At 51.6% G+C, this 14,395-nt stretch carries 14 protein-coding genes; 10 read left to right on the top strand and 4 right to left on the bottom strand.

What is annotated here, in order from left to right; all coding sequences use genetic code 11:
- Positions 1-86: 86 nt before the first annotated feature.
- Positions 87-1,778, bottom strand: coding sequence for a M3 family oligoendopeptidase (locus tag M2108_RS14905; RefSeq protein WP_277470288.1), 1,692 nt, complete (start codon positions 1,776-1,778; stop codon positions 87-89).
- An 85-nt stretch (positions 1,779-1,863) separates the two neighbouring features.
- Positions 1,864-2,757 (bottom strand): LysR family transcriptional regulator, encoded by an 894-nt coding sequence (locus M2108_RS14910; RefSeq protein WP_277470287.1) that lies wholly within the window; start codon positions 2,755-2,757, stop codon positions 1,864-1,866.
- 157 nt (positions 2,758-2,914) lie between these two features.
- Here M2108_RS14910 and M2108_RS14915 point away from each other — a divergent pair, with 157 nt between their 5' ends.
- On the top strand, positions 2,915-3,937 hold the full coding sequence (locus M2108_RS14915) for a phosphotransferase enzyme family protein (protein WP_280777078.1): 1,023 nt from the start codon (positions 2,915-2,917) through the stop codon (positions 3,935-3,937).
- On the opposite strand, the gene M2108_RS14920 is transcribed toward M2108_RS14915, so the two are convergent.
- Positions 3,889-4,233 (bottom strand): hypothetical protein, encoded by a 345-nt coding sequence (locus tag M2108_RS14920; protein WP_277470285.1) that lies wholly within the window; start codon positions 4,231-4,233, stop codon positions 3,889-3,891. The two genes, M2108_RS14915 and M2108_RS14920, sit on opposite strands and share 49 nt — an antisense overlap.
- Before the next feature lie 254 nt (positions 4,234-4,487).
- Here M2108_RS14920 and M2108_RS14925 point away from each other — a divergent pair, with 254 nt between their 5' ends.
- The 6 genes from M2108_RS14925 to M2108_RS14950 all read left to right on the top strand — a co-directional run bounded on the left by M2108_RS14925 (position 4,488) and on the right by M2108_RS14950 (position 8,000).
- Positions 4,488-5,054, top strand: a complete 567-nt coding sequence (locus tag M2108_RS14925) for a YdeI/OmpD-associated family protein (protein ID WP_277470284.1) — start codon at positions 4,488-4,490, stop codon at positions 5,052-5,054.
- Positions 5,055-5,101: 47 nt separating this feature from the next.
- Positions 5,102-5,566 carry a DUF1801 domain-containing protein gene (locus tag M2108_RS14930; protein WP_277470283.1) on the top strand — a complete coding sequence of 155 codons (465 nt, stop codon included), beginning with the start codon at positions 5,102-5,104 and terminating at the stop codon, positions 5,564-5,566.
- A 53-nt stretch (positions 5,567-5,619) separates the two neighbouring features.
- Positions 5,620-6,003, top strand: coding sequence for an iron chaperone (locus tag M2108_RS14935; protein ID WP_277470282.1), 384 nt, complete (start codon positions 5,620-5,622; stop codon positions 6,001-6,003).
- Between the two features lie 48 nt (positions 6,004-6,051).
- The gene (locus M2108_RS14940) at positions 6,052-6,579 is read left to right on the top strand and encodes a metallophosphoesterase (protein ID WP_277470281.1); all 528 of its coding nucleotides are present in this window, start codon (positions 6,052-6,054) and stop codon (positions 6,577-6,579) included.
- 303 nt (positions 6,580-6,882) lie between these two features.
- Positions 6,883-7,617, top strand: coding sequence for a metallophosphoesterase (locus M2108_RS14945; RefSeq protein WP_277470280.1), 735 nt, complete (start codon positions 6,883-6,885; stop codon positions 7,615-7,617).
- Positions 7,614-8,000 carry a hypothetical protein gene (locus M2108_RS14950; RefSeq protein ID WP_277470279.1) on the top strand — a complete coding sequence of 129 codons (387 nt, stop codon included), beginning with the start codon at positions 7,614-7,616 and terminating at the stop codon, positions 7,998-8,000. The genes M2108_RS14945 and M2108_RS14950 overlap by 4 nt, the downstream gene beginning before the upstream one ends.
- Before the next feature lie 136 nt (positions 8,001-8,136).
- Here M2108_RS14950 and M2108_RS14955 read toward each other — a convergent pair whose 3' ends face one another.
- On the bottom strand, positions 8,137-9,027 hold the full coding sequence (locus tag M2108_RS14955; protein ID WP_277470278.1) for a helix-turn-helix domain-containing protein: 891 nt from the start codon (positions 9,025-9,027) through the stop codon (positions 8,137-8,139).
- A gap of 126 nt (positions 9,028-9,153) precedes the next feature.
- Between M2108_RS14955 and M2108_RS14960 the strand changes: the two genes are divergently transcribed.
- The 3 genes from M2108_RS14960 (at position 9,154) to M2108_RS14970 (ending at position 14,296) form a co-directional block, all read left to right on the top strand.
- A complete protein-coding gene (locus tag M2108_RS14960; protein WP_277470277.1) occupies positions 9,154-10,068 on the top strand; it encodes a nucleotidyltransferase in 915 nt (304 codons plus the stop codon).
- Between the two features lie 18 nt (positions 10,069-10,086).
- Entirely contained in the window at positions 10,087-12,957 is a 2,871-nt protein-coding gene (gene uvrA / locus M2108_RS14965) for an excinuclease ABC subunit UvrA (RefSeq protein WP_277470276.1), read from the top strand.
- Positions 12,958-13,480: 523 nt separating this feature from the next.
- Positions 13,481-14,296, top strand: coding sequence for an aminoglycoside phosphotransferase family protein (locus tag M2108_RS14970; RefSeq protein WP_277506224.1), 816 nt, complete (start codon positions 13,481-13,483; stop codon positions 14,294-14,296).
- Positions 14,297-14,395 lie beyond the last annotated feature (99 nt).

The raw sequence follows: 14,395 nt of genomic DNA on the forward strand, positions 1-14,395 counted from the left end.
AATGGAAAAGTCCCGCACTCCGGCTGTGTCGGGGAACGGGACTTTTCTGTTAGGCCCGCTGGCGTATAGCAGCCAGTGAAGCTGTCTTACAATGCTTTATCGTCGATTGAATCCAGCCAGCTCTCAATTTCACCGATTACGGAGCTGACGCAGCCGTCCTTGAACGGTGAGATGAGCCCGGCAAGCTCTACAAGCTCAACAAAAGACTTGCTGCCTCCGGCCTTGCAGAGCTGCAGATAGTCACTCCAGGCCTCCGCAAAGTTCTCGTTCGAACGTTTCCAGAACTGGAATGCGCACAGCTGGGCCAGGGTGTAGTCGATATAGTAGAACGGGGTGCGGAAAATATGCGACTGCTTATGCCAGAAGCTGCCCTGTTCCAGATAGCTGTTGCCGTCATAATCGCGGTGCGGCAGATATCTCTGCTCGATTTCCCGCCAGGCCTGCTTGCGTTCCTGCGGTGTCGCTTCCGGGTGGCTGTAGACGAAGTGCTGGAATTCGTCAACCGCTACGCCATAAGGGACAAATTCCAGGCTGCCGGCCAGATGGTTGAACCGGTATTTATCGGCATCCTCCTCGAAGAACAGATTCATCCACGGCCAGGCAAAAAACTCCATGCTCATCGAGTGGATCTCAGCCGCCTCGTAGGTTGGGAAGGCGTATTCCGGTATGTTCAGGCTGCGGCTGGAATATACCTGGAACGCGTGACCCACTTCATGGGTTAGTACATCAATATCCTCTGAGGTTCCGTTGAAATTGGAGAAAATGAAAGGCGCTTTATATTTTTCGAAATATGTGCAGTAGCCGCCAAACTGCTTGGAGCTTGTACTTAACAGATCCATCAGCGCGTTGTCCTGCATAAAACGGAAGAATTCATCCGTTTCCGGCGACAGCTCTTTGTACATGCGGGCACCATTTGCAACGATCCACTCCGGATCGCCCTTGGGCGAAGCATTCCCGGTGTTGAAGGTGAGACCTTCATCATAGAACTTCAGCTTATCCAGGCCCAGTCGTTCGCTCTGGCGCTGCTTCAGCTTGCCTGCCGCAGGAACGATATGCTCAAGCACCTGCTTACGGAAGTTCGCGACCATGCCGGCATTATAATCAGTCCGGTTCATCCGGTCGTAGCCCAGCTCTACGAAGCTGGGGTAGCCAAGCTTGCGGGCCATAGCGGCACGTACGGCAACCAGCTCATCATAAATGCGGTCAAATTCGCTTTCATGAGCCGACATAAAATCAAATCGGGCCTGAAAAGCAGCTTTACGCACCTCGCGGTCCGCCGACTGTTCAAACGGAATGAGCTGAGCCAGGGTACGCTCTTCACCCTCAAACATGATTTTGGCAGAGGCCAGCAGCTGGGTGTATTCCGTAGACAGCCTGTTTTCCTGCTGCATATCTTCAATAATGTCCGGGCTGAATGTCCGGAGCGAAATCTCCGCCAGGCTGATCAGCTGTGTTCCCCATTCCTGCTCGAATTCCGCTTTGTACCTGGAGTTAACGATAGCCCTATAGTATTCTGTTATGTACTCCTGGAAAATTGGGCCGATTTCATCGAAGTAATCCTGCTCCGCCTTGTAAAATTCATCAGCAGTATTAATGGAATGGCGGACATATACGATGCTCTGAAGCGTATCGAATTCGCTGCGCAGCTCATTCAGCGCGACGATCGAAGCCTTTTGCTCCTCCAGGCTGTCTGCTTCCAGTCCCTTAAGAAGTGCAGTAAATTCCTGCTTGAACTTGTCTACGTCAGGGCGCTCATAGGGATACTCTGTAAATTTCATAAAACAATCAACATCCTTTCTCTGCCAGATGAAGTATATTATACAATGTGGAAGAGAAAACCAATACTCACAATTTAAACGGAATCTACCGGCAGGCTGCCTGCATCAGCTCGATCAGAAATCCGATAGGAGGGGACAGGTGGCGGTCACGGTTATAGGAATAATAGATTCTCCGCTGGTAATGGTATTCCGGAATAGACCGCATCATGAGCTTACCGGAGGCGACTTCATCTGCGACGGCAAGCCGGGAAACGAACGATACATATCTGCCTCCCATCAGAGACTGCTTGATCGCCTCCAGGGAATCTAGCAGCAGAGGGGCATGGGGCTCGCAGCCGCAATCCTCGAACCATTTACTGGTGATCCGGCTGGTGCTGGACTGGCTGCTGTGCAGAATGAATTTTGCCGCTGAAATCTGCGGAGCGGTCAGGCCGGCTTGACCGGCGAATTCATGAGCCGGAGCAAATACGAGCACAAGCTCGTCCTCACATAATGAATGGCAGTGAAGGCTGGGCAGATAAAAGGATTCCGTTGACAGTATCCCCAGATCCAGCTCCTGGTTCACCAGCATTTCCTTGATCACAGGCGAAGGCTTGACTGACAGTGATACCGTTATCTCCGGATGCAGCTCGCCGAACCTGCTGAGTATTTTGGGCAGGATATAGGTTGCCGGAACGTAGCTGGCCCCGACGCTGATCGTACTGCGGCCCGCTTGGCTGAACTCCTTCACAACCCGCTCTGCCTCGGTGGCCAGAGCATTGATTTTGACCGCATAATGGAGAAAGGCTCTACCGCTTTCGGTAAGAATCATTTTATCCATCCTTGGCTCGAACAGCTTCTCTCCAAGCTGCTGCTCCAGATTCTTCAGGTGGTAGGTTACTGTCGGCTGCTTTAGGCCGAGTACAGCAGCTACCGTTGTTATTTTTTTATGCTTATGCAAGAGCTCAACGATCTGCAGCTTGATTAAATTCAAATTCATTCCGTTCACTCCCCCGCGCTATTAGCTACAGGTTAACATAGAAGAATTCTATGAATGTTAAAACTGATGCATCAAAAAGTTAATATCGCGCTAACATTCTGCAAATACACGTATGTTGCGGACACTGCGCCGCCTATACGAAATGAAAGGACCAATTATGATGGATACAACGAATTATAGGCTTGATTTTGCGGCGCTGTGTGCCAAGTACAAGCTTGGGGCAGTTACCAGGGTACCGGAGCCGGTGGCCGGCGGTTTTTTGCACAGGATGTACAGGGTTGTTACTGATCAGGCGGAATATGCAGTCAAAGCGCTCAATCCCCAAATCATGCAGCGCAGAGAGGCAACGGGCAATATAATATTTGCTGAAAAGGTTGCAACGAAGGCTCTGGCCCAGGGGATCAATGCACTTCCGGCGATGCTGGACAGTGACAGCTGCATGTATGAAGCCGGCGGACAGTATTACCTGGTGTTTCCGTGGCGGGAAGGAAAGTCCTTGCCTGCTGGAACTGTCGATCTGGACTCCGCGGCGAAGATCGGTGCGGTGCTTGCGGATATTCATACAGCGGATTTTGCTGATCTGCTGGCCGAGCTGCCGGAAGAAACATTCATACCGCCCGCAGTAGACTGGGAAGCTTATGCCGGGCGGCCTATACAGCTGCGGATGGAATATTCAGACATGCTTGCCGGCGGTTACACCAGACTGCAGCAGTACGGACAGCTGGCAAACGCTGCTGTGCAGAGTCTCCAATATGAACGGGTGATCAGCCACAGGGATCTGGACCCCAAGAATGTGCTGTGGACCGCTGAACGGCAGCCCCTCCTGATCGACTGGGAATCGGCAGGTGCTGTTCATCCGATGCAGGAGCTGGTTGAGGTGGCACTGTACTGGTCGGGATTCGAGGCGGGGAATCCAAGCAAAGAGGCCTTTCAGCTGCTAATCCGGGCTTACCGGAATAACGGCGGAACCCTCAGCAGTAACTGGGAGGATGTGCTGAATCTTGGTTACCAGGGCAAGCTGGACTGGCTGGAATACAGCCTGAAACGTGCACTCGGGGATGAATGTGCAGATAAGGCAGAGCAGGAGCTGGGGGCCAGTCAGGTTATCGGCACACTGGAATTGTTGGACGACTATGCGGCATTCATACCGCTTTGTCTGGAATGGCTGGCGGAAGTTTGAAAATGCAGCGGACGCGCAAATGCTTGGGAGACGGCTGATATTGATGCAAATGCTAATGCTAATGCTAATGCTAATGCTAATGCTAATGCTAATGCTAATGCAAATGCAAATGCAAATGCAAATGCAAATGCTAATGCTAATGCTAGTGCTAGTGCAAATGCAAATGCTAATGCTAATGCTAGTGCTAGTGCTAGTGCTAGTGCTTGTGCTAGTGCTAGTGCTAATGCTAATGCTAATGCTAATGCTAAAACATAACGCTTTAATAACAGCCTGTCTCTGTAACATGCGCCGTCCATTTGTCCAGTCTGACTCTGAACGTACACCGGGGATAAATCCCAGCCTCACACCGTAACGGACCGTACAGCCGTTATTCTTAAATGTATGCGTTTTCAAGTAGTCTAACGGACCGTAATGACCTTATTGTGTGCCTGTCGGGCAATAATAGGAAGAAATGCTGCAGATAAGGTCAACTGGGTCCGTTAGCTTATGGTAACATGAGTGGTAAGTCCGGATAAGGTCATCTGAGTCCGTTTAGGAGTGAATGCACACTATGGAGATGGATAATCTATTAACATTAACAACGCGTGAAGAGCTGCGGAGCTGGCTGCAGGCATACGGCAGAACGGAGAAATGCTGCTGGGTTATCGTAAGTATGACGCCTGCTCCGGACAAGCTGCTGTATTTGGATGCGGTTGAGGAGGCGCTATGCTGCGGCTGGATTGACGGAGTCAAGAAAAGCATGGAGCAGGGTGTAGTGCAGCGGCTGTCACCAAGATCCAAAAGAAGCTTATGGACCGAGCTGAACAAAGAACGGGTCCGCCGCCTGGATAAGCTGGGGCTGATGAGCGAGGAGGGCAGACGGGTGCTGCCTGATATGGCCCCGGAATCTTTTGTAATAGATGAAGCAATTGAGCAGAGGTTAAAAGAGGACCCGGAGGTCTATGCGAACTTTCTGGCCTTCCCGCTGCTGTACAGCAGAATCCGGATTGATAACATTCAAGGCTACAAGAAGCAGCCGGAGCTGTTCCGCAGCAGACTGGATAAATTCATTGCCAATACACGGGAGAACCGGATGTATGGGGCATGGCATGATAACGGGCGTCTGATTGATTACTGAATGATGCGGGTGATCACAATAACCCGACTGACCGAGGAGGAGCAAGCATGGAGTACAACGCCAGCAGTCCCGAAAATTATATCCGCCAGCTCCCGGAAGAGCGCCGGATAATAATTGCAAAGCTTAGAGAAGTGATAAAGGAGAATCTGCCGGAAGGTTATGCAGAGACTATGGGTTACGGGATTGAATACATAGTTCCGCATGAGCTGTATCCGTCAGGGTATCATGTGAAGCCGGAGCAGCCGCTGCCGTTCATTAGTATAGCCTCGCAGAAAAATCATATCGCACTGTATCACATGGGTATTTATATGCAGCCTGAGCTGTTGTCCTGGTTCCGGGAGGAGTACCCGAAGCATATGAAGACCAAGCTGGATATGGGCAAATCCTGTATCCGTTTCAAGCCGGCGGGCAACATCCCTTATGAACTGATCAGCGAGTTAAGCCGCAAGCTGACAGTCACCGAATATATTCAGCTTTATGAGCGGGAAATTGCACAAATGAAGAAGAAATAATAGAGCTGGTTTTGATACAACCTGGCTTTTAGACATTTACGGAGGGTGATGAAATGGACGCTGAAAAGGCTACATTTGAGAACATTGACGATTATATTGGACAGGCTGCACCGGAGGTCCGGGAGCTTTTACAGGAGATTCGGAAAGTCATTCATGAAGCAGTACCCGAAGCCACCGAGAAAATCAGCTATCAGATGCCTACGTTTGACCTGCATGGTAATCTGGTACATTTTGCAGCGTTCAAAAAGCATATCGGTTTCTATCCGGCACCGCGGGGAATCGAAGCTTTTAAAGACGAGCTGTCCGTCTATAAAGGAGCAAAGGGTTCCGTCCAGTTCCCGCTCGACCAGCCGATGCCCTATGACCTGATCAGCCGGATTGTGAAATTCAGGGCGGCAGAGAATATTGAGAAAGCTAAGGGGAAGCGGAAGGGATGACCCGCCGCGCACTGAATCATTAGTAACTGTGACTTGAAAGGAGCCCCAATGAAACAATTCGATCTCATCTCCAACATTCATCTGGACTTCTGGCTCAGGCGCAAGGGACCGACAGCGGAGGATAATGTGCGGGAGGTTGAACAATTTGCAGAGCGTCTGCTGCCGCAGACGGTGTCGGAGGTGCTGGTTATTGCCGGTGATCTGGGACACCGCAACCAGCAGAATGTGGAGTTGCTGCTTGCACTAAGACAGTATTATTCCAACATCCTGGTTGTAGCCGGGAACCATGATTATTATCTGGTGAACAGCAAGGAGCGATACAAGCTGCAGACTTCGATGAACCGCTGGTCACATATTGCGGAGGAGCATGCTGCTGATCCGGTAAGCGGTTGTTATTATTTTGACGGCTCAGAGTATATTGCTCATATCGACGGCAAGGTGTGGTACTCCAGTCATGTTCATATTAACCATTCTTACAGAAGGGGCGGTTGTCTATTTGTTAATAATGCCCTCGGCTACCCGAATGAGTACAACCGTCCGCAAGGCAGGATAACAACTGTCATTGCAGCTGTATAAGCAATTCTATAAATCCAGCTCCGGCTGGATTTTTCTTGCTGTCAACACTTGTGCTTACACCAGCTGCGCCGTTTGTTTGTGGGTCATAATCCGGTTAAGGACTTCAGCCCCGTATACTGGCTCTCTGGTTGCCCATCATATTCCGGGCTATTCGCGGTATTAATTCCTGAGGTGCTTGCAGGTTGATAGTTTAGAATGGGACACAGATCAAGCCGGCCGACAAAAAGCGTACCCTGCCCGAATGAAAAACAATTATATTTGAGGATGATGGAATAAGTGAATTTGATAGAATGAGGTGGACAGATGTCAAGAACCATTGTGATTTCCGATATTCACGGCTACTACGATCTCTTTATGAAACTTCTGGAACAAGTGAAATATGAACCGGCCTGCGATCGATTGTACCTGCTAGGGGATTATGTGGATGGAGGTCCTGAGTCTCTGGCAGTCATCCGGAGTGTCATGCAGCTTACTGAAAAAGATAATCTCGTAAAAGCAATAGGAGGAAACCATGATGATATGCTGCTGCACTGGCTGGACGATGACGACTACCCCAGAATGCCCTATACCAACCCCAAAAATGGCGGTGCCGCTACGATACGCTCCTTATGTCCCTGGTATCAGTCTCAGGCTGATGATTTCAGGGCAAGAGAATATATTAAAGAGCACTATCCCGTTGAAATTTCGTTTTTGCGCCGTCTGCTTTATTACATTGAAGATGAAAAGCACATTTATGTGCATGCAGGCATAGACCCTGCTATTGGAGATTGGCGGCAGACCTCGCCCAAGGATTTCCGCTGGATCCGCGGAAGATTCTATCACACTGACGGGAATGCTGCATTAACAAAAAGGGTTATCTTCGGTCATGAGGTTTGCGCGAGGCTCCATCAGGATGAGACGAATTTTAACCCATGGTTCGGTAAGCAATATACCGGGATTGACGGTGGTGTGAAGTTCGGGTATCAGCTGAATGCCCTGATTATTGATGAGCAAGCCGGGTATCAAACGTCAAGCGTACAGAGGAGGGACAGGGAATGATGCATAAACAGGAGGAGCTGCTGCAGCGTTTTCCGTGGGCGGAGAGCAAGGACGGTAACGGCTGCGGGAGAGGCCATCTGGCTCCGTGCTGGTGCGGGGATGGCTGGTATACCTTGATTTACAGCATGTTTGAAGAAATTGAAAACTTGTTCAAAGCGGAAAACAGACCAATGGACATAGAGGTATATGAGATAAAAGAAAAATACGGCGAAATGAGGGTGAGTATCGGGAGCAGTTTGCGTGAAGTGTATAACATCGTTGATACCTATGAGCAACGTTCGTCGGAAGTTTGCGAGGAATGCGGTGAGAAAGGGAAGATACGTGACAATAACGGCTGGCTGTCTGCTCACTGTGATTCGTGTTATCAGAAACACATAGGGTGAATTTGAGCTGGGCGTGTGGCGCAAAAAAATAATCTGATGACTGAGCCAGGCTTTGAACTCCAGAGCCTGGCTTGTTTGTGTCAAAAACCGGCTGTACCGGATGCTGCCTCGTAACCCATTTTACCGACAGCTCTGTTCACAGCCCCGCAATCGGAAAATACAAATCACATTCACAATAATGCCTGTTGCCCTTGGCGTAATTGACGGACTCGTAGCTGAATTTCTCCTCCAGCTCAAACTGCACCGTCGGCATCCAGATATCGAAGATATACCTCCAGATTTCACTCAGGGACTCGGCGGAGATTTCTTCAGGCCGGTGGAGGCCGATATAGGTAAACACCCCGTATTTATGCGGCTTCGTGTGCCGCACATTCATATCCGGCGGGATGATGCTGCTGTGATTGATCTGCAGGGACGGCTGGTAAAAAGTCAAGCCCTGGAACGGTTCAGGAACAGCAGTGAAACCGATATAAACATCCTTTTGCACCGGACTCAGAATACGCTGGCGGTCCAGGGTGAAGAAGTCAACGCCAAGTCTGGCAGCATCCACAGCGTCGGCGCTGCGCCCGTCCTTCAGGGTATATTCCGGGCCGGCAATCGAGAAGGAAGGGACCACGCTGATGGAGCGGAAGAAGACCAGCCCATCGCCGGCGCGGCTCATAAAGTCTGCATTGAACCGGTCGAGGATACTGAGCTGGGACGGGGATTTGCGCCATTTTGCCGGAGTAAGGCCGTACTCTTCCTTGAAGCTGCGGTTATAGGTCCGTTCACAGCTGAAGCCGTACTTATCCGCAATAAACGCAATGCCGGTCTGCTGGGTCAGCAGATCTCCGAGTGAGCTGGCGATCCGCCTTCTCCGCACATATTCCATGAGGCCGGTTGACGTTGCTCCCTTCCAGATGCGCAGCAGATGAAACTTGGAGACCTTAACATGCTCCGAAATATCGTCAAGACACAGCGGCTCAAGCAGATGCTCTTCAATAAAATCCGTTGTCCGGTTAATGGTTTCCAGCAGGTAATGATCCATGTGTTCCTCCTGTACTTAGCAATTAGTGTCCGGTTTGGGAAATGGATGAGGTGTATAATTCTACCATAAGCTCAAAAAAGGGCAAGCGATTTCAATCATAAAGCGAGGGAAGAAGGAGGAACGGAGATGGAGAAAAGGTTATTGCCTGAGCTGCAGGAGCGATACCGGGCTGCAACGGATGGCTTTGTAGACCGGGTGAAGGGCGACCCGAATATCATCGCGGTCATTGTGTGCGGCAGCCTGGCTTACGATACGGTCTGGGAGAAAAGCGACATCGACATGACCCTGATCATCCGTGACCAGACGCTGCAGCAGAGTGCATACTGTCTGGATGAAGACGGCATCATCATCAATGTGCAGCTGTTTGAGCGGAGCAGCTTTAAGCGGGGGATGGACCGGCTGCTTGGCGGCTCGATGCCGCAGTCGTATTTTGCCAAGGGGCAGATGGTTTACAGCTCGGATGACAGTCTATATGACTATTTTGATGAGATGAGAAGGATGGGCAGCCAGGATATTGCGCGGTCGCTGCTGTGGCGGTCTTGTGAGCTGATTGATGTGTATCACAAATGCCAGAAATGGCTGACGGTGCGTAAGGACCACAGGTACACCCAGTTTTTCCTCCTGAAAGCAGCTGATTTGATCGCTGGTATGGAGCTGTGTGCACAAGCTGAGCCGCCGACCCGTGAAGCGGTATTGAGCATGCTGGAGCGTTCCCCGGCGCAGATGGCCCCCTTTTACCAGAAGCCGTTGTCCGGACCGTTAAGCGAAGCTGAGCTATGGAGTGCCATACAGGAGATAGAGCAGGTGCTGGACCGCCATCTTGAGGCTATGAGCCGTCCGGTGCTTGATTTTATGGGGGATCAGTCGCTTAAGACGATGACCATGCTGACCAGGCATTTTCATATGGAAGGGCATTATCTGATTAACATTCTGGACTATATGGCGGATAAGGGGATCATCGAGAAGGTATCCCAGACGATTCGCATCACATCCAAAAGCAAACCGGCGGCGGAGGAAATCGGATTTCTATACATACCATAGCGGGGGGAGAACGGGCAAATGTCCATAAGAACGAGTATTGAAATCTCCGGAGCGAAGCAGAACAACCTCAAGAATGTGTCGGTGGAGATTCCGCGCGATAAGCTGACGGTGATAACGGGAGTCTCCGGCTCCGGCAAGTCCTCGCTGGCATTTGATGTGATCTATGGGGAGGGGCAGCGGAGGTTTCTCGATTCCATCTCCAATTTTGCCAAAAGCCGGATCAGCCAGCTCAAAAAAGCCAAGGTCGATTATGTGCGCGGCCTGTCTCCGGTCATAGCGATTGAGCAGAAAAAAGGCAACAATAACCCGCGCTCCACGGTCGGGACGGTGACGGATACCAATGACTATCTTCGCTTGCTGTTCGCCACAGCGGGTACGGGGCATTGTCCGGAATGCAGCAAGCCGCTGCGCCAGCTGTCTGCCGCCCAGATTGCCGAGCATATTACCGGTCTGCCGGAGGGGACGGTCATTGAGCTGCGGGCTCCGGTGTACAAAATATACGGGGAGGATTACAGCTACACCTTCCAGCAGCTAAGGGAAAAGGGCTTCAAGCATCTTCTGATCGACGGGGAGCCGGTATCGCTGGGGGATGAGCTGGAGACGGATGAGAGCAAGTCCCATGTCATCGAGATTGTGATTGACCGGATTACGCTGCGCCATGATACCTATATTCAGCTTACGAAGTCCATTGAAGCGGCCATTCTGGCACTGGATGAGGATATTATGATCAAGGTGGAGGTGATCGGCGGGGCGCCGGAGGATTTCTACGAACACTTTGCCTGCCCGGAGCATCACTTTTTCCTGTGCGATATGCAGCCGTTCCATTTCTCTTTTAACACGCCGGCGAGTACCTGCCATACCTGTCTCGGGGTGGGGATGTCCTATGTAGTGGAGCCGCATTTCCTGGTGGTCGCCCCGGAGAAGAGCATCAGCAAAGGCGCGCTCAAGAATACGGTGTTCAATACCTCAGGCAAGGATAGCTACCGTACGGTGCTGATGTACAGCCTGTCGCAGAAATACAATTTCAGTCTGGATACCCCGTTTTATGAGCTGCCAAAAGAAATTCACGAGCTGCTCTTCTACGGAACCAGAGGCGAGCTTGTGCCGATGCTGCAGCCGCCGTTTTCCCAGAAGAAAAATTGGATGACCGGCCGGGACCGGGCATTCGGCGGCTTTGTCCATGAGATGGAGAGCTGGTACAAGCATTATATCCGCAAGTCCTCCACAACAGAGGCGTTTGAGCCGACCTTCATCAAGGACTGTATGATTGAAAAAATCTGCCCGGAATGCGGCGGCGCCCGGCTCAAGCAGCAGCGGCTGCAGGTAACGGTCGGAGGCAAAAATATCGATCAGCTGAGCCGGATGCAGCTGCAGGAGCTGCTGGCTTTTCTGGAGGCGCTCACCTTTGAGCCGGAGGTCCGTGATGTGGCGGAGACGATTGTCCGCGAGCTGCATACGCGAATCAGCCTGCTGATCGAAATCGGCCTGCATTACATCAATCTTGGCAGACGAAGTGACAGTATCTCCGGCGGTGAGATGCAGCGGATTAAGATGTCCACCCAGATCAGCAGCGAGCTGATGGGCATGCTCTACATTATGGATGAGCCGAGCATCGGGCTGCATCCCCGCGATTCCGGCAGAGTGATTGAGACGATGAAAAAGCTGCGCGATCTCGGCAACACGGTAATCGTTGTGGAGCATGATCTGGAAACGATCGGCTGTGCCGATCATATTATCGAGATTGGCCCGGGTCCGGGAATTCACGGCGGTAACATCGTTGCCAGCGGAACACTGGAGGATATAAAGGAAGCTGAAGAATCGGTCACAGGCAGCTATTTGTCCGGCAGAACGGTTATTCCGGTGCCTGAGCGGCGGCGCAATCTGGGAGATACCTTTCTCTCCATTCAAGGCGCGAGGGAGAACAATCTGAAGGAGGTCGATCTCGATATTCCGCTGAATGTATTCATCTGCATTACCGGCGTGTCCGGTTCGGGCAAAAGCTCGCTGATCAACGAAATCCTGACCAAGCAGCTCAAAATCGACAAGACAGGCGCGCGGATCGTTGCCGGCAAGCATGACTATGTGTTCGGGGCTGATCTGGTCAACCATGTCATCAATATCGACCAGTCGCCGATCGGCCGCAACAGCAAGTCGAACCCGGCCACCTACATCGGGCTGTATGATAAAATCCGCGATCTGTTTGCCTCGCAGCCGGAGGCTGTGGAGCGCGGCTATCAATCGATCGACTTCAGTCTGACCCATGCCAACGGGACCCGCTGTGAGCACTGTGCAGGGGACGGGATCATCGTCACCAGCCTGCAGTTCATGGCCGACATCGAAACGATCTGCCCGGTGTGCAAGGGCAACCGCTTCTCGGAGGAAGGGCTGGAGATCAAGATCCGGGACAAATCCATCTCGGATGTGCTGGATATGACGGTGGAGGAGGCTGTCGAATTTTTCGCAGACCACAAGTACCTCAGACATAAGCTGGGCATTATGAACGAGCTCGGACTGGGCTATCTGACACTCGGCCAGAGCTCGACGACCCTCTCCGGCGGGGAAGCACAGCGGGTCAAGCTGTCGAATGAGCTGGCGAAGATCAAGCGCGGCGCGCACAATCTGTACATTCTCGACGAGCCGACCACCGGGCTGCACCTGGCCGACATCCAGAAGCTGCTGCTGGCGCTGAACAAGCTGGTGGACGGCGGCCATTCCGTCATCGTGATCGAGCATCATCTTGACGTGATAAAGTCCGCCGATTACATCATCGATATGGGTCCGGAGGGCGGGAACGGCGGCGGATTTGTGGTCGCGGAGGGGACCCCGGAGCAGGTTGCGAAGGTTGAGGCGTCGCATACCGGGCGGTATTTGCGGAGTGTGCTGGGGTAGAATGCTAACGGGCTAGCGAGTGCTGTGGTAAAGAGCTAACAAGCTAGCGAGTGCTGGTTTTTCTGGGTAAGTGAGAGGGGCTAATCAAATTAAGTGGAAATTAGCCACCTAATTCAAGGTGATTCGGCCAGTTAAAAGGATTAGGTGGAAAAAAGTCAGTTAATTTTCCCGTTTTCAGCCCTAAAGGGGGCTTTTAGGCAGAATTAGGTGCCGATTTTCCAACTAATGCTTAGAAATTTCGATAAATCGCAGAATTAGGTGGCGAAAATCCACTTAGATGGCGGATATACGCATCAGAAGCTGGTACTCAAACGATAAGCAATCAATATACAGCCGCCGGACATCGATTAGTGCCGACGGCTACTGTATAATACGCAGAACTGATTGGGAGGGAGTCATGCAACTACTGACGCTACAACCGTATGAATTACATTACCGAGTAGAATCAACACTGGGGGCATTTGAAGTCATCTCAGATCTAAGGCCCGGCAGTACAAGAACCGGGGTCTGGAAGCTTCGGGCGATGGAAGGTCAGAAGATGTATTACCTGAAAACGTTCAGCCGCAAGGAAAGATGGCACCCGGAGGTCTATGCTTATAAGCACTGGGTGAATGGTCTGCAGCCGTATGTGCCGGAGCTGATCGCGGTTTATGAGGGGGAGGGCTGGCAGGCGATTCTGATCACAGCCATAGAAGGAACGATTATGCGGGAAGCGGGCCTGCAGCCTCCGGCCTTACATGCAGCCTATTGTAAGGCCGGGAAATTGACGAGGCAGATCCATGAGTCACAGTGTGGGGAGTGGTTCGGGCGGCCGGATCAGAACGGAAAGCCAATAGAGCTGTATCATCACAGTGAACCCGTAACCTATATCAGGCAGTCGCTCACAGACCTCGGCAGCCAGTGTCTGGCAGCAAATTTGCTAGAGCCTGCAGAGGAGCAATGCTTGGAATGGGCGCTAGCGCAGGCAGCTGTGTTTGCAGGTGCCAAGCCTGTTCCGGTAAGCTGGGATTCGACTCCCGGCAATTGGCTGGTCGGCGCTGACGGTGAATTTGCCGGGATGATTGATTTTGAGAATATGCTGTGGGGCGTGGAGGTTGACAGCTTCGCAGCTTTGTTCGGGAAATATTTTATCAGTGACGAAGCTTCAATGAAGGCGTTCTTTGCCGGTTATGGTGCAGACATTCTGCGGGAGAAGCAAATTCAGATCAGAATCAGCTGCATTAAGCTGGCGCTCGGTGATATTTACTGGGGGACATGGCAGACTAATCCTGGAGTTGCGGCAAAAGGAAGAAGGCTGCTTCAGGCTCAAATGAACTGCATAGGGTACAAAGAGGGATGAGTGTAACCATATTTATCACTTACTGGCGGGGGATCGCCTTAGTTAGAGTGGCTTGTTATTCATAGGCAATATTCTTTTAGAAGTTTATACAATAAGTCC

Source organism: Paenibacillus sp. PastM-3 (genome assembly GCF_029893965.1).
GTDB lineage: Bacteria > Bacillota > Bacilli > Paenibacillales > Paenibacillaceae > Paenibacillus_AQ.